Genomic DNA, 22,991 nt, shown 5'->3' on the forward strand with positions numbered 1-22,991 from the left:
AAATTTTCTCTCCTTAAAAATTAGAAACGATAGTGAGCAAATGCACGGTTGGCTTCAGCCATTCTGTGTACGTCTTCACGTTTCTTAACTGCTGAACCAGTGTTGTTGGAAGCATCAATGATCTCATTGGCTAAACGCTCGTCCATTGTGTGTTCATTACGCAGACGAGCGTATGAAACAAGCCATCTTAAGCCCAGTGTCGTTCTTCTTTCCGGACGAACTTCAACTGGAATTTGGTAGTTGGAACCACCGATCCGGCGAGCCCGAACTTCCAATACTGGCATAATGTTGTTCATTGCTTCTTCAAAAACGTCAAGTGGTTCCTTGCCGGTCTTGTCTTTCACGATGTTGAAAGCATCATAAAGGATTGAAGATGCCTTAGCTCTCTTACCATCAAGCATCAAGTGATTGATCAACTTAGTAACGAGCTTTGAGTTGTAAACTGGATCTGCTAAAATATCTCTTTTAGTTACGTGTCCTTTTCTAGGCATTATTTAACTCCCCCTTAATCTTTCTTAGCACCGTACTTCGAACGGCCTTGTTTTCTGCCATCAACGCCGGCAGTATCAAGCGCACCACGAACAATGTGGTACCGAACACCAGGAAGGTCCTTAACACGACCACCACGGATTAAAACAACCGAGTGTTCTTGCAAGTTGTGGCCTTCACCTGGAATATAAGCGGTAACTTCGATTAAGTTAGAAAGACGTACACGAGCATACTTACGTAGTGCCGAGTTTGGCTTCTTTGGCGTCATTGTACCAACACGAGTTGCAACACCACGCATTTGTGGTGCTGGGTTGGCAACTAGTTCCTTCTTCATACTGTTGTAGCCAAAGCCTAGAGCAGGTGATTTTGACTTAGTCGTCTTGGTGTGGCGACCTTTTCTTACCAATTGGTTAATGGTTGGCATTAAATTTTTCCTCCTAAAATTGATTATTCTGTTCACACACCCAGGAGTTTCTTTTTTATTCCTGAGTTATTCTTCAAAATATACAAAGACTATTGTACGCCCTTCAGTAAAAAAAGCAATCCTTATTCTTAAAAAGATTGCCTGCTTTTTTACGTATTTAATTTGGAGGAGGACCAATAATGAAAGGAATATTTTATCTGACAAACTTCGTCCTGGGAACATGTCTCGCCTCTCACGCAGCCGTTATCTGCGACCGTTTTTTAACCGCTGACTTTATGCTGGGGCGATCACGCTGTTCTGCTTGCCACAGCACACTCAATCTGCTGGACGAGCTGCCAATTATTTCTTACTTCTGGCTGCGTGGCAAGTGCCGTTATTGTCAGGCCTCAATTCCCGTCAAACTACCAATCATTGAAATTATCGGTGGCTTCGCCTATATCAGCCTTGACTTCAGCACTAGTACAGGGTGGTTGACAGCTCTCTTACTCTTCAGTCTGCTGTTGGCTGCCATTTGCGACTACACACAGCAAGAATTTTACTTAGTCATGCTGCTACCCGCAATTATCCTGGCCCTTAGTCAAGTTGGTAACCTCCGCTACTATCACCTGCTTGAATACATTGAATTACTTCCTATTCTTATTACTTTAATTTACTATACCTGTGCCGGGAAATTTGGCAGCGGCGATTTAATCATTTACCTCATTTTAGTGCTTTATTTTGGTCCAACCTTTACTAACCACGTTTTACTTTCCGCTGCTCTTTTCTTTGTGGCACAGTTTTCATTTGAAATAAAGTCAGCTTCAACCCAAAAAACAACTGCCTTCATCCCCTACATCTTTTTGGGACTAGTCGTGCAATTACTGGCTGAATTATAAAAAGCGTTTCTACATTGAATAATGTAGAAACGTTTTTTTAAAGTTTAGGCCTGTGGTTCCTCTGCTTCGTCAGTCTCCTTCATCTCTTTTTCGATGTCAGCGATTGAATAAACAGATTCCGGCTTTTTCGTGTCGGATTCAGGTTCCATGTCCCGATAAACTGGCAAACCAGTACCAGCTGGAATAATCTTACCAATAATTACATTTTCTTTCAGCCCAAGCAGGGGGTCATTCTTACCCCTGATTGAAGCATCCGTCAGAACACGAGTAGTTTCTTGGAAGGAAGCAGCCGACAAGAAACTATTCGTCTCAAGCGCTGCCTTAGTAATTCCCAGAATGACGCTTTGGGCTGTTGCTGGAATACCTCCAGAAATGATTACAGATGTGTTGCGTTCTTTGAACTGCCCAACATCCATAATTTCACCTGGAAGCAGGGTGGTCTCCCCTGGATCAAGTACACGAACCTTCTGCAGCATCTGTCTGGTCAAAACCTCGACGTGCTTGTCAGAAATGTCCACACCTTGCATCCGGTATGCCTTCTGCACTTCAACCAGGATGTACTCTTCGGTTGTTAGTGTATCAGTAACCTGGATTAATTCTTTAGGATCAATTGAACCAAGCGTCAGTTTGTCTCCGCGCTGGACCTCATCACCTTCAGCAACCGCCACTGAAGCAGTATAAGGAATACTGTAGCTTCTAGTGTCGATCCTACCCTTAACGGTAATTTCACGTGTATGCTCAGCCGGATTTTCTTGAATTGCATCAATTGTTCCATCAACCTCGGAAATAATTGCGCGCCCCTTGGGATTACGGGCTTCAAACAGCTCTTGCACACGCGGAAGACCTTGAGTAATATCTTCGGCACCGGCGACACCACCGTTGTGGAAAGTACGCAGAGTAAGTTGGGTTCCTGGTTCACCAATTGATTGGGCAGCTACAGTACCAACTGCTTCCCCGACTTCTACCTCTTCACCAGTGGCTAAATTCATGCCGTAACATTTGCGACAAACACCATGAGAGGTGTCACAAGTCAAAATTGACCTGATTTTGACATTGGTTACACCAGCATCACAAATTTGATGCGACAAGTTTTCATCCATCATGGCATTCGGCTTAACAATTGCTTCACCAGTCTGCGGATCCTTAACGGTCTCAGCCGTGAAACGACCAAGTAAACGGTCATAGAGGGGTTCAATCAACTCGTCGCCTTCCATAATTGCATGAACGTCAATGCCACGGTCTGTTCCACAATCATCTTCGCGAATAATTACGTCCTGGGCAACATCAACTAACCGCCGCGTCAAGTAACCTGACTGAGCCGTCTTTAGCGCCGTATCGGTCATCCCCTTACGGGCGCCGTGGGTGGACATGAACAATTCTAGAACGGAAAGTCCTTCTTTGAAGTTTGAAGTAACCGGGATTTCAAACAGTCCACCGTTCGGAGTGGCCATCAAGCCACGCATTCCGGCTAATTGCGTAAAGTTAGAAATGTTACCACGAGCACCAGAGTCGGCCATGATAGTGATTGGGTTACGTGGATCGTAGATCTGCGCAATCTCATCTTGAACCTCATCCTTACACTCATTCCAGATGCTAATTACCCGATCGTGTCGCTCTTCTTCAGTAATTAATCCGCGTCTAAACTGCTTAGAAACAACATCGACCTGCTTGTGGGCCTTGTCTACCTTTTCGTCCTTGTCATCAATTTCAGGAACATCAGTCATTCCGATAGTAATACCTGAAGTAGTTGAACTGATGTAGCCTAAAGTCTTCAAATCGTCCAAGTATTCCGAAGTTCTTTGGACCCGGTAATATTTGTAAATAGTGGCAATAGAATCCGATAAGAATGACTTCTTGAACGGAGTTGAAACCAATTCGTTCGCCACGTCATCAATCTTTTGACGAATATCTTCACCCGGTTCCAAAAAGTACTTAGCAGCAAGCGGATTATTCAGATTTTCTTCAGTTGGCTCATTAACGTAGAAGTAGTCTTCTGGGAAAATTTGATTGAAGATTACGCGGCCATAAGTAGTGATAAAGATGCCGTGTTCATACCCCTTAGGCCATGCTTTTTGCGGCATTGAATCAGCAGCCATACCAATAATTGAGTGATAGTGAATATCACCATTATTGTAGGCAACAGTCGCTTCATCGGGAGAATTGAACATCATGCCCTCGCCTTCACGACCCTTTTCGGCTTGGGTTAACCAGTAGTTGCCCAACACAATATCCTGAGATGGCGTAACGATTGGCTTACCGTCCTTAGGTGCCAAAATATGGTGAGCGGCTAGCATCAAGAGCCGTGATTCGGCAACAGCTTCATCAGATAAAGGAACATGAATCGCCATCTGGTCACCATCGAAGTCAGCATTGTAAGCTTCACAAGTCAGGGGATGGAGGCGAATTGACTTACCAGGAACTAAAACTGGCTCAAAGGCTTGGATACTTAACCGGTGCAAGGTAGGTGCACGGTTGAGCAAGACGGTTCTCTCCTTAATGACACTTTCCAGTACATCCCAGACATCGTCATCTTCTCGATCAATTTTGCGCTTGGCACTCTTAATGTTCGAAGCTAGCTTACGCTTAACTAATTCGTGCATCACAAATGGCTTGAACAATTCAAGTGCCATCGGGCGCGGAACACCACATTGGTAGAACTTTAATTTCGGCGAAACATCAATAACTGAACGACCAGAGTAGTCAACCCGCTTACCAAGTAAGTTTTGGCGGAAGCGCCCTTGCTTACCCTTCAGCATATGTGAAAGGGACTTCAACGGACGATTACCAGGCCCCACCACAGAACGACCGCGCCGACCGTTGTCGATTAAAGCGTCAACTGCTTCCTGCAACATCCGCTTCTCATTTTGGACAATAATGTTCGGTGCATTCAAGTCAAGCAAACGCTTCAGTCGGTTGTTACGATTGATCACGCGCCGGTATAAGTCGTTTAAGTCAGAAGTAGCAAAACGACCACCTTCTAACTGAACCATCGGCCGCAAGTCAGGCGGGATTACAGGAACGGCGTCAATGACCATCCACTCAGGCTTATTTCCGGAATTATTAAAGGCATCCAAGATATCGAGCCGTCTAATTGCGCGTGTTCGCTTTTGACCAGTAGCAGTTTCAAGTTCTTTTCTTAAGTCCTTGACTTCCTTGCCTAAGTCAACCTTGCGCAGCAGGTCGCGAATTGCTTCTGCACCCATCTTGGCGTCAAATCGATTGCCGTACTTTTCCTTTTGTTCACGGTACTCGACTTCAGTCAATAATTGCTTAAATTCAAGCTCAGTATCACCGGGGTCAATCACAATGTAGGCAGCAAAGTAAATTACTTCTTCAAGTAATCTTGGTGACATATCTAGAATTAGGCCCATCCGTGACGGAATGCCTTTAAAGTACCAGATATGGGTAACGGGCGCCGCCAACTCAATATGGCCCATCCGTTCTCTTCTAACTTTAGAGGAGGTAACTTCAACTCCACAACGATCACAAACGATCCCGCGGTATCTTACACCCTTATACTTACCACATGCACAAGCCCAGTCTTTAGTTGGCCCAAAGATTCTTTCATCGAATAAGCCGTCTTTTTCAGGCTTTAGAGTCCGATAATTAATCGTCTCTGGCTTTTTGACTTCACCATACGACCAACTCCGAATCTTATTCGGGGAAGCAAGACCAATTTGCATGCTTTCAAATTTGTTTACGTCAATCAAAAGTCTAACCTCCTAGTTATTTAGAAATCTTGTTATCATCATCGGACTTATCGACAGGAGTTTCAGACTCGGTGGATTCTACCGGCTCACCGGCTTCACCGTCATCAGAAGCGTCAGCTGTTGCGGCTAACTTCTTCTTTTGCTGCTCCTCAGCCATCTTGGATAGGGTATCGATGTTCAAGTGCTCGTTTGAATCATCATCCATGTCACGCAATTCAATTTCCTTGTGATCCATGTCAAGAACGCGAATATTCAATCCTAACGATTGTAATTCCTTAACTAACACGCGGAAAGATTCAGGAACGCCTGGCTTTGGAATCCTTTCGCCTTTGACCACAGCTTCATAAGCCTTGACCCGGCCAACAACGTCATCTGACTTGTAAGTCAAGATCTCTTGCAGAGTGTACGCGGCACCATAAGCTTCAAGGGCCCAAACTTCCATTTCACCAAAACGCTGTCCACCAAACTGGGCTTTACCCCCAAGCGGTTGTTGAGTAACCAGCGAGTATGGCCCAATTGAACGGGCGTGAATCTTATCATCAACCATGTGGGTTAGCTTCAAGTAGTGCATAATTCCCACCGAAACACGGTTATGGAAGGGTTCTCCTGTGCGGCCATCGTAAAGCACGGTCTTACCGTCGCGGTCAACACCGGCCTTGTGAACCGTATCCCAAACATCATCTTCACTAGCACCATCAAATACCGGCGTAGCAACATGAATGCCGAGTCGGTTAGCAGCCCAGCCCAAGTGTAATTCAAGCAGCTGTCCAATGTTCATACGTGAAGGGACACCCATTGGGTTCAAACAAATATCAACCGGTGTACCGTCTGGTAAGTAGGGCATATCCTCTTCCGGAACAACGGCTGCAACCGTACCCTTGTTACCATGCCGCCCAGACATCTTGTCACCAACTTGAATTTTCCGTTTTTGCGCAATGTAAACACGAACTAAGGTATTAACTCCAGGTGCTAATTCGTCACCATTTTCACGGGTATAGACTTTGACATCGCGGACAATTCCGCCACCACCATGTGGTACTCGAAGAGAAGTATCACGCACTTCGCGGGCTTTTTCACCAAAAATTGCGTGCAAGAGGCGCTCTTCGGCTGAAAGTTCAGTCACACCCTTAGGTGTAACCTTACCAACTAAAATATCACCGTCATGAACTTCTGCTCCGATGCGGACAACACCTTGACTGTCAAGGTCTTTTAGTGCATCCTCACCCACATTAGGTAATTCACGCGTAATTTCTTCAGGACCAAGCTTGGTATCACGTGCTTCTGACTCATAATCTTCAATACTGATTGAAGTGTACACATCATCCTTGACCAGGTGTTCTGAAAGCATAATGGCATCTTCATAGTTGTACATATTCCAAGTCATGAAGGCGATTACCGGGTTTTGACCCAGAGCCAGTTCGCCATGATCCATCGTTGGACCGTTAACAATCACTTCGCTCTCTTCAACCTTATCACCCAACTTAACGTTCGGTGTCTGGTTGTATGACTTAGAGTTATTTGACCGGCGGTACTTTTCAAGCGTGTACTTGTCTAAAGTTCCGTCTGCACGTCTGATTCTGATGGTATTGGCGTCAACGTACTCAACTGTCCCAGCTGCTTCAGCCAAAACCGCAGCGCCAGAATCGTGGGCGGCCCGATATTCCATACCAGTACCAACTAAAGAACTGTGCGGGTTGATAAGTGGAGCTGCCTGACGCTGTTGGTTGGCTCCCATCAATGCCCGGTTAGAGTCATCGTTTTCTAGGAAAGGAATACAGGCGGAAGCAACCGACACAACCTGCTTAGGAATAACATCCATATAGTCGATCTTGTCTGGGCTAACTTCAATGTTGTCTTCCTTATGTCGCGCTAAAATCAAGTCGTCCTCAAAGGAACCATCCGGATTCAACTTAGCGTTGGCACCCGCAATGATGTAATTATCCTCAACGTCGGCAGTTAAGTAATCAATCCGGTCTGTAACCTTGTGGGTCGTCCAGTCGACCCGCCGATACGGCGTTTCAATAAAGCCGTACTTGTTAATCACCGCATAAGTAGCCAGCGAGTTAATTAGCCCGATGTTAGGACCTTCTGGTGTTTCGATTGGGCACAGACGGCCATATTGCGTATAGTGCACATCCCGAACTTCATATCCGGCACGGTCCCGCGTCAAACCACCAGGTCCTAAGGCAGACATCCGGCGTTTGTGCGTTAACTCACCTAGGGGGTTGTGCTGATCCATAAACTGGGATAACTGCGATGAACCAAAGAATTCCTTGATGCTGGCGACAATCGGACGGATATTAATTAATTGTTGCGGGGTGACCGTTGATGGGTCTTGAATGGACATTCTTTCCCTTACAACCCGTTCCATTCGTGCTAAACCAATTCTAAATTGGTTTTCCATTAATTCACCAACTCGACGAATACGGCGATTACCTAAGTGATCAATGTCATCAGTATTACCAATACCATCTTGTAGCAGGAGGAAGTAATTGATTGAAGCCAAAACATCGGCTGGGGTCAGATACTTCACGTTCTCATCAATGTGACCATTAGAAATAAGTTTAACCACACGCTCGGGATTTACCTTGGAGTAGACCTTAATCTCCTGAACGCTAATTGGGTCTTGCAAAACCCCTTCTTTAGAAGGTTCATAAGTAACCATCTTGAAGTCATCACGATCAAGGTACTGCTCAAGCGTTTCCATTAGCTCATGAGTAACTACAGTATCCTTCTTGGCAATGATTTCACCAGTATCTGGGTCTGCTAAAGTTTCAGCCAGTGTTTCGCCATAAAGACGGCTCTTGAGCGACAACTTCTTGTTAACCTTGTACCGACCAACTGGTGCCAAGTCATAGCGACGTGGATCAAAGAAGCGCGCATAGAGCAGTGAACGGGACGAATCGGTGGTCTTCGGTTCACCTGGACGCAAGCGTTCATAAACATCTTTCAGCGCTTCGGCAACCCGTGAATCGGCTGGGTTCTTGTGTACATCCTTGTCTAAAGTGAATTGCAGCGTATCACTTTGACCAAAAATATCTAGAATTTCATCATCTGAACCAATACCAAGAGCTCTAATCAGAACGGTCAAAGGCAACTTACGAGTACGGTCCACACGCACGTATGAGACATTTTTGGCATCAGTTTCATATTCCAGCCAGGCACCCCGGTTAGGAATAACCGTCGTGCCAAAGATTTCACGGCCATTCTTGTCATAGTCACCTGAATAGTACACACTCGGGGACCTAACTAATTGAGAAACGATGACTCTTTCTGCACCATTAATGATAAAAGAACCTGATTCCGTCATCAGCGGCAAATCGCCAAAAAAGACATCTTGGGTCTTGATTTCACCGGTTTTTTGGTTGGTCAACTTCAGCGTGACGTTCATTGGTGCAGAATAAGTTGCATCATGATCCCGGGCTTCATCGACAGTATACTTCGGCTTCTGCAGTTTATAGCCAATATATTCCAGCGATAGCTTACCTGAAAAGTCACTAATTGGCATAATGTCGTCAAAGACGTCCTTTATACCTTCATCCAAAAACCATTGATATGATTCGTTTTGGACATCTGTCAAGTTGGGTAATTTCAGCACTTCTTTAATGCGGGAAAAACTACGCCTTGTACGATGTTTGCCAAAATTTACTACGTGTCCGTTTAACAAGGAGAAAACATCCTTTCTATTCAGAGAAAGCTAATATTACATTTTGGTTACAATTTCAAAAAGCTGGAATTTTAAGCATAAAAAAGACAAAAACAACTCCTGTCGTTTTTGTCCTTTATTATTCTGCTGGACAATAGATCAGCAAAATCCTGAAAATCAGCTTTTTTAATCACCGCTCAATATAGCAAATAAATAGCTAACTGTCAACCTCTTTACCTTGAAGCAACCAGCTTGTTTTTGCTAATCGGTTCAATGTCAAATTTGAGCTTATCATGGTTGCAGCCAATCTTGAGGAGGTCACCAGACTTAAGCTCACCCTTAATTAATAAGGAAGCAATCTTGTCCTCCATGTCAGACTCAATTGCCCGACGTAGTGGCCTGGCCCCCATCTCTGGGTTGTAACCATCCTTAGCAATCTTATCAAGCGCAGCTCGAGATATCTTTAGTTGAATGCCAAGCTTGTGCAGGCGGTCAATTAGCTTCCGGGTCAACAAAGTCACAATCTGACGCAATTGCTTGTGGTCTAATTCATCAAAAATAATGGATTCATCCACCCGATTCAAGAATTCAGGCCGGAAGAACTGTTTCAATGCTTGTTGCACCCGCTCTTGGCGCAATTTGGTCTGACTGGTGTGATCAGCCGCAAAGCCAACCGCCTTAGTTTCAAAGAGTGACCGCGAACCCAGGTTAGAGGTCATAATGATAATCGTATTCTTAAAGTCCACTTTACGGCCTTTGGAATCAGTCAAAAAGCCATCATCAAGCACCTGCAACAACAAGTTAAAGACATCTGGGTGAGCTTTTTCCACCTCATCGAGCAGAACTACTGAATAAGGATGACGCCGAACTTGTTCGGACAGTTGACCGCCTTCGTCGTAACCAACATAACCAGGAGCTGAACCAATTAACTTGCTACTAGCAACCTGGTCCATGTATTCAGACATGTCAATTCTGATTAGATTGTTTTCGGAACCAAAAATGGCCGCGGCAATTGCCTTGGCGAGTTCTGTCTTACCGACACCGGTCGGACCCAAGAAGAGGAAGGAGCCAATCGGCCGGTTCTCATCCTTGATGCCACTACGGCTACGGCGAACAGCTCGACTAACAGCGGATACGGCCTTATCTTGACCAATGATCCGCCGGTGCAAGTCTCCTTCTAAGTTAGCCAACTGCTTAGTCTCGTTCCGGTTCATTTGCGTTACCGGCACTCCAGTCCAGTTAGAGACGACTTTAGCAATATCTTCAGGTTGCACCGCTGACTTGCCAATCGCCGAATTCTCTAAGCGGTCTGCCAACTTATCTTGACGTAATTGCAAGCTATTCTGCTTATCCTGCAGCTCGGCCGCCTTCACGAAGTTTTGATTGACGGCCGCTTGATTCTTCTGTTCAATCACCTTTTTAAGTTGCTCATTTAGCTGAACCAATTGATTGTTTGAACCACGGCCAGACTTAATCTTCACAGCCGCACTGGCCTCATCAATCAAGTCAATAGCCTTATCGGGCAAGTAACGGTTAGTAATATAGCGGCTTGACAGGTCAATGGCATTCTTCAAGGCCGCTTCCGAAATATTGACGTGGTGGAAGTGCTCGTACTTGGACTTTAACCCGGTTAAAATTGCCAAGGATTCTGCCCGTGACGGCTCATTCAGCCGGACAATCTGAAAGCGGCGCGCCAGCGCCTGATCCTTTTCCACGTATTTTTGGTACTCATCAAAGGTGGTAGCGCCAATCATTTGGATGTCGCCCCGGGCTAGCGACGGCTTCAAAATATTTGCTGCATCAATTGAACCCTCAGCACCACCAGCTCCGATTAAGGTGTGCATCTCATCCACAAAGAGAATGATACTACCGTCTTCAGTGATTTCTTTGATAATTTTCTTTAAGCGATCTTCAAACTCGCCGCGATATTTAGTCCCTGCAACTAGTCCGCCTAAGTCCAATGAAACCACCTGCTTGTCCAACAAGTCGTAGGGAACTTGTTTATTAACGATTGCAGTTGCAATAGCTTCGGCTACAGCTGTTTTACCAACACCAGGCTCACCAATCAAGACAGGATTATTCTTATTACGCCGCGACATAATTTCAATTACCCGCGCTACTTCACGATCGCGCCCGATCACAGGATCGATTCGGCCATTTTCTGCACGTTCATTCAGGTTGACTGAAACCTGGTCAAGCGTCGGCGTAGCACTTTGAGCAGCTGCACCGCCATCGTCAGGTCCGCCATAATTCGACCAGCCATCATCACTTTGATTGCTGCTCCCCATTGCCTCATCTTCACCCAAGCTATGAAAGATATCGTTGCGTAAGCCATCCAAATCAATATTTAAGTTTCGTAAAATAACGGTCGCCAAAACCTGTTCATTGAGCAGCAGACCAAGCAAAATGTGACAGGTCCTAATTTTAGCTGAGCCTTCACGTTCAGCCAGAGTACCCGCATAAGCCAAAACCATGCTAAGACGCGGTGACATCTCCATGTAGCTGGTCTTGCCTGCCGAACCGTAGCCGGTATAACGCTCAATTTCTTCACGAATTGTCTTTGGTGTTGCACCCCAAGCTCGCAAATCTTTGCCCGCTTCGCCATCAGACTCAATAACCATTGCTAGTAGCACGTGTTCAGTACCAATCAAGCGATGGTGAAACGCTTGCGCTTGCTCACGAGCAATCTCTAAAACTTGATTTGCGCTCGTAGTATAAGATTTTTTCATCATAGCACCACCTTTAAAAATAATGTGTTTCCACTATAAACTTTTTGGCTAAATTGTAAAATATTCCGGCTCCACTAGCCGGGACTTTTTGGCCCAAAACATTGCCACCATTATAGCAAAGACTACCTCCTGACGCTAATTTTCCTCCTTTTAGCATGTTTAATAAAGTAAAAAGCTGGTAGCTGACCTGTCGTCGACGTCAAGTTAGCTGGTTACTTATAAAGTAATTAATCATGCAAGGCCAATCTAGGTAACTTTTAAGAGAAACAGAAACCAATTTTTTAAATCTTTTTCATAAGGGTATAAATTTAAATTATTTATCAAAAAAGCCACCCAAAGGTGACTTTCTAATTTATATTGTCTGAATAAAACTAAACAACTACTTCTGCTTAAGATATTGTTCGTAGAGATAATTATCTTGTGCAACAAATTCCAGTGTTAATATGTCATTGATATTGGTTGGTTCTTTACTGATTTCGTCAGTTGTGTCAAATTCATAATCTTTGCAATACGATTCTTCGTCAATCATTACTTTTTGTTCATCAACTGAAACAACTCTTCCAGTTTTATAAAGGTCACTTTTTTCATCCGTAATCGATACATAAAAGCCATTGTCATAGCAATATTTCAATATTGCATTAATACTTTGTTTAGGCATTTCTTGATATATTTTTTCTAGATTTAGTGGGTCAAAATTATTATGCTTTTTTTGATAAGCTATATAAAAATCAAACATTTTAGTGTAATTATCTTCACATTCTAGTCTTTCGATATCTGTTTTCTTACACAAAGTGTAAACCAGTAAAGTGCCATTATCATCAATAATTTGAAAAATATAGTATTGTCCTAAATCAGCAACCATGTAGCCTAATGTAAAGGTGCCATTTGATTGGGATTTGCCAAACTTTTCTATTAAAATATCCTTATTAAGATAATTGTTCCAATCTTCTCTCTTGATTATCATAAAAAATCTCCTCTATTTGTTTTGCTTCCAGTTTTTTTTCAATTTTTTCTTTTCGAGTTTATGTTTTCTTCTTTGATGTTTGTTTTCTTACTATTTCTCGCATTAGTCCTATGTTCCTTCTTAACTTAATATTTTTCAAGTTTCTCCATTAGGTATTAATTATCTACTTTTTTACAATTCGACGATTTAAAAAAACAAGAATAAATAATATGGTTATTATCGCTAAAATTATTATTACAACTTCAACTTGCCCATCACAAGCACCATACAAAATAAGATTATACAGACAGTTCAAAACAGAACAACTAAAAAAGCCCACCAATGACGTATATTAGACTAAATGTTCTAAATTCAAAGATTATCCTCCGACTTCATTAAATAAAAGCCAAAATCCCAATAAGACTCCTAAACTATCTAAAATAGCTGATACAATTTTTATCATTTTCATAATTAATACCTCGTTACTTTACAAATATATTTAGGTACAAAAGAACCAACGAAATTTTTGATTAGCAACAATATGTGGTATACCACGGTAATTGGCCAATGCTGACTTTGTTGCTCCCCATCAATAAGCTAAATATACATATTTAGAACAATACGAGGGGCTCTTATGATACAAGTTTATCATATATGATGGATTAGTTTTCCGATACTTGTAATTGTAGGCATAAGTAGCAGCTTTATTTGCATAAGCTGGATAAGATTTTATTGGATAAACAACCACATTTTTTTGACCTCCAGAATTTCTTTAAAAAAAGTCGCTTTGCTGGTATGAGTTGAAATCTTTTTCCCTGGCATTTCCAAAACATATTTTGATGAAGTGGCAATTGCTGCGTGATCCATCATAGAATTATTGATATTCCTACCAAAATATCTCCCACTTTCATCTATAGCCTGAATGAGCAGCAACACTGCCACCTGTACCCTCTTTGATAAGCAATACGAAATTGATTTGATGAACTACTCCTACTGGCTTTAGCCGCATTTACACTTTTTTGGAGCACTAAAGTTAAGAAACAGTGTAATCGAATTATTAGACTCAAAAATTTCAACATTTATATAATAATCTAGCAAAAACCTTTTTTTATTTATTATTGTGGGCGGCAAGTTTATTGGTGTTTATTCAGGTGACGCAGTAAATAATTATCAGTTAGTATTTTTTTGATTTCTCGTATGTTAAAGTTATTTAGTTAAAAAATATATTATCGATTTGATAAGCACTTATTCAGAAAGTGAGAAATTACATGTTTTATGGTTTAGAAGACCCAATAGATTGGATTGTTGTTTTAATTATTAACGCAGGATTATGGACAGCTGCAACATATGTTTTATGGAACAAAGTTACACTATGGATTGCAAAAGACATGTTCAATAAAGAATTGCCTGAAGGGACATGGAAACATGCATTTGTTGCAGGATTAGTGTTAATGTTCTTCATGATTGTTTTAAGGTATTACTAGATAGCAAGTCCGACGATCGGGCTTTTTTATATAATACACACCATCTAATATGGCTTATTTCAGCCCTCTAAACGTCTTCAATCAGCTAAACATAATCTACCAACAGCGATAATAAAAAGGCGTATTACACGCCCTGCTCCTCTTTAGTCCCGTTCTTAGACAGAACATTTTTAAATAGAAGTTTCCAAACCGTTTGACACTCCTTGAAGTTGCCTTTAAATCAACGTTTCTACTATCTTTCATAACTCCCCCACATTAAATATCTAAGGTTAGCCCACTTGCACGTCTACTTAAAAACATGAAGTTTTTTAACCGATTGGGGCCAATTTCAGAAAAGTGCAAAAAACAAAAACGCCTTCATACCAACGCTTTAAGCCGTTGGTACAAAGGCAAAATTCTCAAAATCGGGAAAACAGGATTCGAACCTGCGACCTCTACGTCCCGAACGTAGCGCTCTACCAAGCTGAGCTATTTCCCGTTCAATAAAAAACCCACCGCTTACGGTGGGTTTTTTAGATAGAGCGGAAGACGGGATTCGAACCCGCGACCCCCACCATGGCAAGGTGATGTTCTACCACTGAACTACTTCCGCAAGACAGATATTATTATAGCAAACCAAGTTGAATTTGCAACTACTTTTGCCAAATAATTCAAAAAATATCGGTATGGGCAATAAGACATGGCTTATCAATGTTAGGCAATGCATGCTGAATGACTTTGTCAGACTTGACGCTTGCTTCCAAGAAAAGCTATTATTTACCTACACGATACCGATTTTATCAAGGAGCAGAACATGCAGACAGCTATCGAACAACTCGCCCAATCGTCCGACCAAGACTTGCGCTTCACTGACGCACAAGTCAACTTTATGCTCAAGAATGTAGGTAATCTTGATCCGCACCTACGCGATGAACTGGTCTATACCCTGTTTGCTCGCGGCTTTAATCTTGATGCCTTTACTTCCCAGCAAGTGGAAACAATTATTGCAACCTTTATCAAGGAACAAAACTTATTTAAGGGGATAGGCCAACCCCAAAACGACTTGGTTTTCTTGCGCACTTTTAGTGCGCTACTGGGTGGATTAATTATAGACAAGGACAGCAAGCAGGCAATCCTAGCGGATAAACAGCGGCAACTCCTATTTGATTGGAGTATTGCCTATTTAAACCAAGAAAAAGACTACCGCGGCTTCGTCCCTGGTAAGGGCTGGGCTCACGCTGTAGCCCACGGCAGCGACTTTCTAGGTGCCACACTCCGTCACCAAAAGTTCACCTGTACTAATGAAGACGAGCTTTTTACTCTAATCAAAACGATTTGGCACAACATGCAAGCGCCCTTCATCGATGATGAAGAGCAGCGCACCGCCTCTGCCTTTTATCTGGGCGTTCATGCTGGAAACGTCACTTCTGCTGGATTTACACGTTTTGTCTGCCAGTTCGATACAAGCCTGAACCAGGAGATTGACTGGGCTAAGCAGGTCGACTGGTACCGCCTCTCCAGTTGGCAACGACTTTTACAGAATTGGTACTTTTTCTTTTCGCAAGATGAAGAAATCCGTACTGTCTTAAATGCGAAAATCATGGCCTACTATACCCAAATGGGTTATCAAGTTGACTAGCGACTTTTGTTAGCTGCAAAAATCAGCTTAAACACATAAAGTCCCAAAGTCGTTTGGCTTTGGAACTTTATTCAAGCATAATTTATTTTTTACATCAGCTGCCGTATTTATTGGCTGCAGTTGGTTGCCATAGTTGTATTTTACAGTTGAGTTGCGATTTCTTTTGCACCTTTCTCGGCAACAGGAACTGTCTGCGTGATTTTACTAGGATCAGGTCTATTCCAGTTTACCAATACTTCTTGAAGTTCGACAGTTCTGTAGCGTAGCTGCTCAGCTCAAATTGGGCGTAATTTCAATATTTTCATCCGCCAGCTTAATAACGTAATCACATTGCTGCCAGACTGCCGGGTCGTGCGTGGCAATCACAATCGTGGCCGCTGGATCAAAGCTTGTTAGAAGGACCTTGATTACCATTTGCCCGTTCTCTGCATCAAGCGAGCCCGTTGGTTCATCAGCGAAAATTACCTTGGGGTTCTTTAACATTATGCGCGCTAGCGCCACCCGTTGCTGCTCGCCGCCACTTAAGGTGTAGACCTTTTGTTGCAGGGACAAGTAAGCAAGTCCTACTTGTCTCAGGGCTGCCTGCAGCTTGCTATCTCTTGCCGCTTTAGCTAGCTTCTGATTAGCTAAGCCCAGGCGCAGGTTCTGCTTAACTGTCTCCGTGTCAATTAAGGCGAAGTTTTGAAACAGAAAACCACAATATTCGCGGTAGAGCTTCCGCTGGTTTTTGGGTTTAACGCTTAAGTCATCAATCCATACTGTACCGGTGGTCGCCTCTTCTAAGCCGCTTAAGACGTTGAGCAAGGTTGTTTTACCTGTACCACTCTTGCCCACAATGGCATAGCTCTTGCCAGTCTCCAGCCTGCAATTAATCTCTGCCAAAATCGTTTTTTCTTTGAATTTTTTGGTCAGGTGTTCTACTTTAATCATTTTGATCGCTCCTAATTTCCGTGGTTGAGGGTAGTTAATAACTTATGCTCTGCTCGCCGCCAGGTCAGTAAGATCACTAGCGCCTCGATTAGCAGGTAAATTAGCGCTCCTGGCAATAAAGACAGGGCCTGCAGCTTGGCTAAGACCAGGGCCATGATCACCAAGTCTAGGCCTAGATTCGCAAGTAAGAATAGCCCCACCAATCTGGCATTAGACTTGCCAAAGACCCGGTAGATTGCCATTCGGCGCCGCTGACTCTGCAAGAAGGTTGAACTAACGAAGACGATAATGAACAAGAGCTGCAAGAATGACAATACCGCCGTAATGGTCAACATGAGCAGCTGCTTTCTGGCCCTAGTCTGGTATTTTGCTAGCAGTGCTTTTTGACTAGTAATACCCGTAACATAAGGAGACAAGCCTAGCTGCTTAACCAATCGCTTAAGCAGTTTAATATTTGGAAATCGAACCATTTTTTGACTAATCGTTGCCAAATAAAAGTTATCTGATAACAACTTATCATTCACAAGGACAATCAAGGGATCAGTCGAGATGGCCGCTAAAATATCATTATAGCTAATTGTATAATTAAAAATCCTTTGACCACTAGCAATGGGAACAATCTCAATTGGCGGCAGCTTTTTTCTTCCTTTATGATAGTAATTGGGTAAGGTATTTTGAAAATTAATTAACCTTTTTAGTTGCTTTTTAGCCTGTTTTACTTGGCCTAGGCGGTCTTGCGGGACATAGACAACCACCTTTTTGTTGGCATTTTTAATCTGCTTAGACTTGAGCTCACTCTTCTTGATAAAGTCATTATTGGCAATAATTACATTGCCATTTTCAGGATCCGTATCTCGCACAGGTGGATAATATAGTTGAGAATTACGTGTAACTATTACCCCTGGTGTTTGCACTACTAACTGGTGGGCCATTTTACCTACTTGCTTCTCTTCGCGCCCATCTTGAGTTTGCCAATTAATCTCAAGTTGATAACCGCCTTTTTGTGATTGCACCTCTTTAATTATATTGGTGTCCCTAGTATAAATCCTACTGTGGTTAGTTAAAGAAATGCCATTAGCCATAATCAAGGCTAGCAAAAGTACTTTCAAGGCATAGCCAATCAGTAAAAAGGGACGCGTATTTTCTGCGCCCTTGATTGCCGCATAAGGATCAATTAAGACTAAAACAAGATAAGATAATGCATTGAGGCAGAAAAAGACCAAAAATACTATTAACAACAGGGCTAAAGCATAGGGCAAAAAGAAGAACCAACCGCTAGACGTGAAGGTAACTAATCCCCAAACAACCATTACTACCGTAATTATGCCTAGAGCTAAACTTAATAATGGCAATTCGTCTTTTAAATCCGACTTGATTATCTGCCAGTTCCTTAGACCATTAATCTTCATGACGGCGTAGGCCTTGAAACGGTAGACCTTCTCCAGAACCATTACAATAAATAAGATGCCGATAATACCAAGAAAGACAATTAGATTGTCTTGAGAAAGATTAGACAAAAGCAGCTGCAGGAAAGTTTGCGGTGATAGGGAGATATCCGCAGCACGGGCATTTAATCCGTGTACACGAAGTTCCGCAAGCAACTGTCCTAGAGTATCATTATTTGCATTGGTACAATAAATCCCATTAGTATCTTCTAACTGTAACTCTTTATCCGTGAGTTGTTTAATGGTCTCGCCTTGATAAAGTGAGTAGTCGCTAGTCTTGCCCCCAAAGTCATAGACTATTTTGCTTTGGTGGCCGTTAAACTTATTGATACGTAATTTAACCAAAGAAATATTTTCGTCCCCAGCGAATTTTTTTAATTCATTAAAAAAAGGCTTTTTACTAATTTTTTGGGTGACCTCTTTACTAGTAAGTTCTTTCCTCCATTTGTTAAGCAGCTTGGTGTTCCACCCAGCAACTTCCACAATAGTAGTATTATGCGGAATCGAGTTATTATCATATTCACGAACCAGTCCAGCAAATAATGCGATTGCAGCAAGAGTAATTAGTAAGTAAAGGATGATTTTTAGTTTACGCAACATCTGTAAAACCTCATCTTATAACAAAAACTCACGATTAAATTTGTATCGTGAGCTTAAGTAATATTAATTAATCCACATTATAAAACATAGCGTTTCCCAACTTAGCTTTGGGAGCGGACGCTCTTGATTGTGTACCTTTTTGCCGCCAGCCACTACTGATAGTATCAGCTAAATATCCTGGTCTTACAGATGATTTATGCAACCTACGTTTATGTTGGTAATATGACCAAACATACGTACTGCCGACACCGTAATTCCAAGTTCCTCCGTCTCTTTCCTGAGTTGTTCGTGAACTTAAACTGTTCGCACTATTTTGATCTACTACCATTCCTGAATGTGCTTCCTCGCCAGTCGACGCAAGGGCAGGAATACCAGTCATGCCAATCGTAACCACTGTAGCTACACTAGCTATAATTTTATTTAATTTATTCATAATATTTCTCCTTTATAATCCTTTAACCCAAAATTTCCATAATTGTAATTTGGGGTTAGTTTTTTATGTCATAATACATAGCATTACCAAATTGAGCTCTTCTAGCAGAAACTCGTGCTTGTATGCCTGGAGCAACCCACCCACTGGTAACTATACCTTCAAAATATCCTGGCCTCACTGAAACTTTATGAACTTTATGTTTATGTAGATAATAAGACCAAACGTATGTGCTACCAACGCCGTAATTCCAAGTTCCCCCGTCTCTTTTTTGGGTTGTCCGTGAACTTAGGCTATTGGTACTACTTTGGTCTACTACCATTCCTGAATGTGCTTCTTCGCCAGTTGACGCAAGAGCAGGAACGCCGGTCATGCCAATCGTAATTACTGTAGCTAAACCAGCCACAATTTTGCCTAATTTCTTCATAACATTTCTCCTTTATTAATTCATTTGCATAATATATTTTTCGATTATATGCAGTACTACAATTACCATTATTCTCCCTCTCCCCTCTTTATATTTATACTCAAAGTGTATTTTAAAAAACCTATTTGTGATCGAATTTGTATATTTGCAAATTTATGGGAGATTCATAGTGAAATCACTATATCCTGCCACTGTTAACAGTTTTCTAATTTCTGCCATTCTAATATCGTCTTTAGCAAACAAGGCTTGGAAATAAACTCCCAGCAGCCTATACATCAACAAGTCTGGATCGTTAGCAATATTATTCAATAATCTCAGCGTATCTTTAACATGTAGCTTAATCTGCTTATGATAGCAATTAGTCAAATAGTTGACACAAATTCCAGCTATTCTGCGTTGTATTATAAAGGTCTGCTTATGTAGGCTATCTTGATAAACAACAATTATCTTCTTCATGTAGATGCCTAATCTTTCGATATTAAAAATTATCATTGTGCTACCAAACAACTGTAAGAAACTCTTATCATGCACCCAGTCATCACTCTTATTAAGTTCATCTGATAACTTTGTCTGGGTTTCCTGGCTGATATTTGCAACATTATTTTCCAGCACTGCAATTATCAATTCAAGCCGCAATACTAACGTCTGATTGTATGAACCTCTTTTTAGTTCACTTTGCAATTGCTTAAGCCTGGGTAAGTTTTGATTATAGAAATTTTGTGCAATAATATTTAACACTTCGTCTTCAGGCAATGGACAATCTAGTTCACTTTGCAATACAACTTCTCTAATAAATTGCTCGATATTTAGCTGGTTTTTACTGAGAATCTTAAGCAAATTAGCAACCTTTAAATCTTGCTCACCATTCTCTACTCTTGAATATTGCGAAACAGACATAACACCTTTAACAAATTTTTCTCCGGTTAAGCCTAACTTTTTTCTTTCTATTCTTAAAAGTTTCCCTATTTTAAAGTCATCCATTTAATCACCTAAAAACTATTTTATTAACTTGCTTCCTTATTTGAATTCGTATTGTCCTTTACGATTTATTAACCATACAAATAGATTTGTTGACTCAAAATTATCAACAACAAAGATTCGTTCTTTTAGTTTTTTTAGAGTAGCGGTATTAATGCTAGTATAATCATCATCAATAATGGCCAAGTAGATATCAATCAGCATTAGGTGATCTTCATTATTCAACAAATCGCTGTGGACAATTTTATCGTAGAGCTTGAGCAAGTCAGCTTTTGCCCCGCTATAATACGCCTTGTTAATAGCAAGATATAGCCTGTTCTTCTTTGTTTATGCGGTAATCATGTGGATCAAGCTGTTCAAAAAACTTTATTACCGAAATTTTATTTGCATGCAATAGCCTAATCAGATCTTCTGCCGAAATTCTGTTTAGCCCTCTTTCTACACGTGCATAAAAAGACGGACTAAGTGCAGTTCCCGCCCATTCTTTTTTAGTTTTTGCCTGCGTTAAACGATACTTTCTTAGTAATTCACCGATGGTCATTTTTCTACACCTCATGACGTTATTTGCTAACCCAAGTTTAACTTATTACTAATAATAATGACAGCTAAACTTAATGTTCTTAAAGATAAGCAACATTAATAGCGCTTGTTTTTCATAAAAAATTATACAAAAAAAGAGACCTCAGTCTCTTTTTTGTTAGCTAGCCAATCAGCTAGTATTACTTGTTTTTGTGTTCCAGATCTGCTTGCACTTCGCGTTCGATATCTTCAATCTTCTCAGGACGCATCGTCGGAAAGAGCAAAACGTCACGGATTGCTGGCGCATCAGTCAAGAGCATGACCAGACGGTCGATCCCAATTCCAAGGCCGCCAGTTGGTGGCATACCATATTCCATAGCCCGCAGATAGTCCTCATCAATCATATCTGCTTCATCATTTCCAGCTTCACGCTCAACCATCTGTGCCTCGAAACGCTCACGTTGATCGTCTGGATCATTGAGCTCAGAGAAGGCATTGCCATACTCTTCACCCATGATGTAGATCTCAAAGCGATCAGTGAAGCGAGGATCATCAGCGTTCTTCTTCGCTAGCGGAGAAATCTCTACTGGGTGACCGTAGACAAAGGTCGGGTCAACGATTGTTTCTTCACAATACTTCTCAAAGAAGGCATCAATGATGTGGCCTACGTTCCAAAAACTTTCAACCTGAATCTTATGATCGCGGGCTACTTGTGTTGCCTCTTCCAGACTCATCTGCTGCCAGAAATCAACACCCGTCTTTTCCTTAATGAGGTCGACCATATGCACGCGCCTAAACGGCTTACCTAGGTCAATCTCAGTTCCCTGGTAAGTAACCTTACCATCGTCAGTAACAACGCTGGCGGCAGCGCGGATGATTCCCTCGGCCTCATCCATCACGTCGTGGAAGTCCCAGTATGCAGCATAAGTTTCCAACTCGGTGAATTCTGGGTTATGGTGGGTATCTAGTCCTTCATTTCTGAAGACCCGGCCAATCTCGTAAACCCGTTCCATATCACCTACAATTAGCCGCTTAAGTGGCAGCTCAAGGGCAATTCTCATGTAAAGGTCAATGTCTAGAGCATTGTGATGGGAAATAAAGGGACGAGCTTCAGCCCCGCCTGGAATATTATGCAAAACAGGGGTTTCAACTTCCAAGAAATCTTTATCATTCAGGAAGTCCCTGATTGCCTGAATAATCTTGGTCCGATGAACAAAGCGCTCGTAACTAGCCCGGTTAGAAATCAGATCAAGATAACGTTGACGGTAGATCTGCTCGACATCTTTCAGGCCATGATACTTATCTGGCAGGGGCCGCAAGGCCTTCGACAAGAAGGTAATGTGTTGCGCACGAAGCGTCAATTCACCCGTGTCTGTCTTCATGACTTCGCCTTCAATACCCAAGAAGTCACCGATATCAGCTTTTTTGAAAATCTGATAGTTTTCTTCGCCAACCATATCCTTACGCACATAAATCTGCACTTTGCCTGTACGGTCATAAAGATCAGCAAAACCGACCTTACCCTTGCCCCTTTTTGCCAGCATTCTGCCGGCAATCTTGGTTTTAGGCAATGCCGCGTTCAACTCATCCTTGTCTTCACCAAGATATTTTTCATTCAAGGTACGCGCTAGGTCTTGCCGGTCAAACTTCCTCATGCCAAAAGGTTCAATGCCCTTTTCCCGCAGCTCTTCCATTTTTTGGCGACGAACAATCAATTGGTCGTTCATTTCATTTTTAGCCACTT

The 22,991-nt window shown here is 42.2% G+C and carries 17 protein-coding genes and 2 tRNA genes; 3 read left to right on the forward strand and 16 right to left on the reverse strand.

All coding sequences use genetic code 11. The annotated features are described in order from the left end of the window. Positions 1-20: 20 nt before the first annotated feature. Entirely contained in the window at positions 21-491 is a 471-nt protein-coding gene (gene rpsG, locus ACSYSN_RS06225) for a 30S ribosomal protein S7 (RefSeq protein ID WP_317637151.1), read from the reverse strand. Positions 492-505: 14 nt separating this feature from the next. Beyond that, positions 506-913, reverse strand: a complete 408-nt coding sequence (gene rpsL, locus ACSYSN_RS06230; protein ID WP_317637152.1) for a 30S ribosomal protein S12 — start codon at positions 911-913, stop codon at positions 506-508. A 179-nt stretch (positions 914-1,092) separates the two neighbouring features. On the opposite strand from rpsL, the gene ACSYSN_RS06235 reads away from it, so the two are divergent. Continuing rightward, entirely contained in the window at positions 1,093-1,788 is a 696-nt protein-coding gene (locus ACSYSN_RS06235) for a prepilin peptidase (RefSeq protein ID WP_491712002.1), read from the forward strand. A 44-nt stretch (positions 1,789-1,832) separates the two neighbouring features. On the opposite strand, the gene rpoC is transcribed toward ACSYSN_RS06235, so the two are convergent. The 5 genes from rpoC to ACSYSN_RS06260 all read right to left on the reverse strand — a co-directional run bounded on the left by rpoC (position 1,833) and on the right by ACSYSN_RS06260 (position 13,758). Beyond that, positions 1,833-5,498 carry a DNA-directed RNA polymerase subunit beta' gene (rpoC, locus tag ACSYSN_RS06240; protein ID WP_491712003.1) on the reverse strand — a complete coding sequence of 1,222 codons (3,666 nt, stop codon included), beginning with the start codon at positions 5,496-5,498 and terminating at the stop codon, positions 1,833-1,835. Between the two features lie 16 nt (positions 5,499-5,514). Beyond that, on the reverse strand, positions 5,515-9,165 hold the full coding sequence (gene rpoB / locus ACSYSN_RS06245) for a DNA-directed RNA polymerase subunit beta (protein WP_491712004.1): 3,651 nt from the start codon (positions 9,163-9,165) through the stop codon (positions 5,515-5,517). Between the two features lie 212 nt (positions 9,166-9,377). Beyond that, on the reverse strand, positions 9,378-11,873 hold the full coding sequence (locus ACSYSN_RS06250; RefSeq protein WP_491712912.1) for an ATP-dependent Clp protease ATP-binding subunit: 2,496 nt from the start codon (positions 11,871-11,873) through the stop codon (positions 9,378-9,380). 379 nt (positions 11,874-12,252) lie between these two features. Beyond that, complete coding sequence (locus ACSYSN_RS06255) at positions 12,253-12,837, reverse strand: hypothetical protein (protein WP_491712005.1); 585 nt, start codon at positions 12,835-12,837, stop codon at positions 12,253-12,255. A gap of 708 nt (positions 12,838-13,545) precedes the next feature. Beyond that, the gene (locus ACSYSN_RS06260; RefSeq protein ID WP_491712006.1) at positions 13,546-13,758 is read right to left on the reverse strand and encodes a hypothetical protein; all 213 of its coding nucleotides are present in this window, start codon (positions 13,756-13,758) and stop codon (positions 13,546-13,548) included. A 326-nt stretch (positions 13,759-14,084) separates the two neighbouring features. On the opposite strand from ACSYSN_RS06260, the gene ACSYSN_RS06265 reads away from it, so the two are divergent. Next, positions 14,085-14,300, forward strand: coding sequence for a hypothetical protein (locus tag ACSYSN_RS06265; protein ID WP_317637160.1), 216 nt, complete (start codon positions 14,085-14,087; stop codon positions 14,298-14,300). 404 nt (positions 14,301-14,704) lie between these two features. Here ACSYSN_RS06265 and ACSYSN_RS06270 read toward each other — a convergent pair. After that, positions 14,705-14,778: transfer RNA gene (locus ACSYSN_RS06270), tRNA-Pro, on the reverse strand. A gap of 42 nt (positions 14,779-14,820) precedes the next feature. After that, positions 14,821-14,892, reverse strand: a tRNA-Gly gene (locus ACSYSN_RS06275). 201 nt (positions 14,893-15,093) lie between these two features. Here ACSYSN_RS06275 and ACSYSN_RS06280 point away from each other — a divergent pair. Continuing rightward, positions 15,094-15,918: a DUF2785 domain-containing protein gene (locus ACSYSN_RS06280; RefSeq protein WP_491712007.1), complete on the forward strand. Its 825-nt coding sequence runs from the start codon at positions 15,094-15,096 to the stop codon at positions 15,916-15,918. A gap of 270 nt (positions 15,919-16,188) precedes the next feature. Here ACSYSN_RS06280 and ACSYSN_RS06285 read toward each other — a convergent pair whose 3' ends face one another. The 7 genes from ACSYSN_RS06285 to lysS form a co-directional block, all read right to left on the reverse strand. Continuing rightward, positions 16,189-16,848: a putative bacteriocin export ABC transporter gene (locus ACSYSN_RS06285; RefSeq protein ID WP_491712008.1), complete on the reverse strand. Its 660-nt coding sequence runs from the start codon at positions 16,846-16,848 to the stop codon at positions 16,189-16,191. A gap of 11 nt (positions 16,849-16,859) precedes the next feature. After that, positions 16,860-18,893: a hypothetical protein gene (locus ACSYSN_RS06290; RefSeq protein ID WP_491712009.1), complete on the reverse strand. Its 2,034-nt coding sequence runs from the start codon at positions 18,891-18,893 to the stop codon at positions 16,860-16,862. Positions 18,894-18,960: 67 nt separating this feature from the next. Further along, positions 18,961-19,326 carry a lactococcin 972 family bacteriocin gene (locus tag ACSYSN_RS06295; RefSeq protein WP_491712010.1) on the reverse strand — a complete coding sequence of 122 codons (366 nt, stop codon included), beginning with the start codon at positions 19,324-19,326 and terminating at the stop codon, positions 18,961-18,963. 55 nt (positions 19,327-19,381) lie between these two features. Then, the gene (locus ACSYSN_RS06300) at positions 19,382-19,750 is read right to left on the reverse strand and encodes a lactococcin 972 family bacteriocin (protein ID WP_491712011.1); all 369 of its coding nucleotides are present in this window, start codon (positions 19,748-19,750) and stop codon (positions 19,382-19,384) included. Positions 19,751-19,903: 153 nt separating this feature from the next. Beyond that, the gene (locus tag ACSYSN_RS06305) at positions 19,904-20,731 is read right to left on the reverse strand and encodes a helix-turn-helix domain-containing protein (protein WP_491712012.1); all 828 of its coding nucleotides are present in this window, start codon (positions 20,729-20,731) and stop codon (positions 19,904-19,906) included. A 292-nt stretch (positions 20,732-21,023) separates the two neighbouring features. Continuing rightward, positions 21,024-21,269, reverse strand: coding sequence for a helix-turn-helix domain-containing protein (locus tag ACSYSN_RS06310; RefSeq protein WP_491712013.1), 246 nt, complete (start codon positions 21,267-21,269; stop codon positions 21,024-21,026). 178 nt (positions 21,270-21,447) lie between these two features. After that, complete coding sequence (gene lysS, locus ACSYSN_RS06315) at positions 21,448-22,989, reverse strand: lysine--tRNA ligase (protein ID WP_491712014.1); 1,542 nt, start codon at positions 22,987-22,989, stop codon at positions 21,448-21,450. Between the last annotated feature and the right edge of the window lie 2 nt (positions 22,990-22,991).

The sequence above is a fragment of the Lactobacillus sp. ESL1191 genome (assembly GCF_058504435.1).

Bases quoted from the DNA above. Each gene is read 5' to 3' on its own strand.
- rpsG (WP_317637151.1), bottom strand. From the start codon at position 491: ATGCCTAGAAAAGGACACGTAACTAAAAGAGATATTTTAGCAGATCCA.
- rpsL (WP_317637152.1), bottom strand. From the start codon at position 913: ATGCCAACCATTAACCAATTGGTAAGAAAAGGTCGCCACACCAAGACG.
- ACSYSN_RS06235 (WP_491712002.1), top strand. From the start codon at position 1,093: ATGAAAGGAATATTTTATCTGACAAACTTCGTCCTGGGAACATGTCTC.
- ACSYSN_RS06250 (WP_491712912.1), bottom strand. From the start codon at position 11,873: ATGAAAAAATCTTATACTACGAGCGCAAATCAAGTTTTAGAGATTGCT.
- ACSYSN_RS06255 (WP_491712005.1), bottom strand. From the start codon at position 12,837: ATGATAATCAAGAGAGAAGATTGGAACAATTATCTTAATAAGGATATT.
- ACSYSN_RS06265 (WP_317637160.1), top strand. From the start codon at position 14,085: ATGTTTTATGGTTTAGAAGACCCAATAGATTGGATTGTTGTTTTAATT.
- ACSYSN_RS06280 (WP_491712007.1), top strand. From the start codon at position 15,094: ATGCAGACAGCTATCGAACAACTCGCCCAATCGTCCGACCAAGACTTG.
- ACSYSN_RS06285 (WP_491712008.1), bottom strand. From the start codon at position 16,848: ATGATTAAAGTAGAACACCTGACCAAAAAATTCAAAGAAAAAACGATT.
- ACSYSN_RS06290 (WP_491712009.1), bottom strand. From the start codon at position 18,893: ATGTTGCGTAAACTAAAAATCATCCTTTACTTACTAATTACTCTTGCT.
- ACSYSN_RS06295 (WP_491712010.1), bottom strand. From the start codon at position 19,326: ATGAATAAATTAAATAAAATTATAGCTAGTGTAGCTACAGTGGTTACG.
- ACSYSN_RS06300 (WP_491712011.1), bottom strand. From the start codon at position 19,750: ATGAAGAAATTAGGCAAAATTGTGGCTGGTTTAGCTACAGTAATTACG.
- ACSYSN_RS06305 (WP_491712012.1), bottom strand. From the start codon at position 20,731: ATGGATGACTTTAAAATAGGGAAACTTTTAAGAATAGAAAGAAAAAAG.
- ACSYSN_RS06310 (WP_491712013.1), bottom strand. From the start codon at position 21,269: ATGACCATCGGTGAATTACTAAGAAAGTATCGTTTAACGCAGGCAAAA.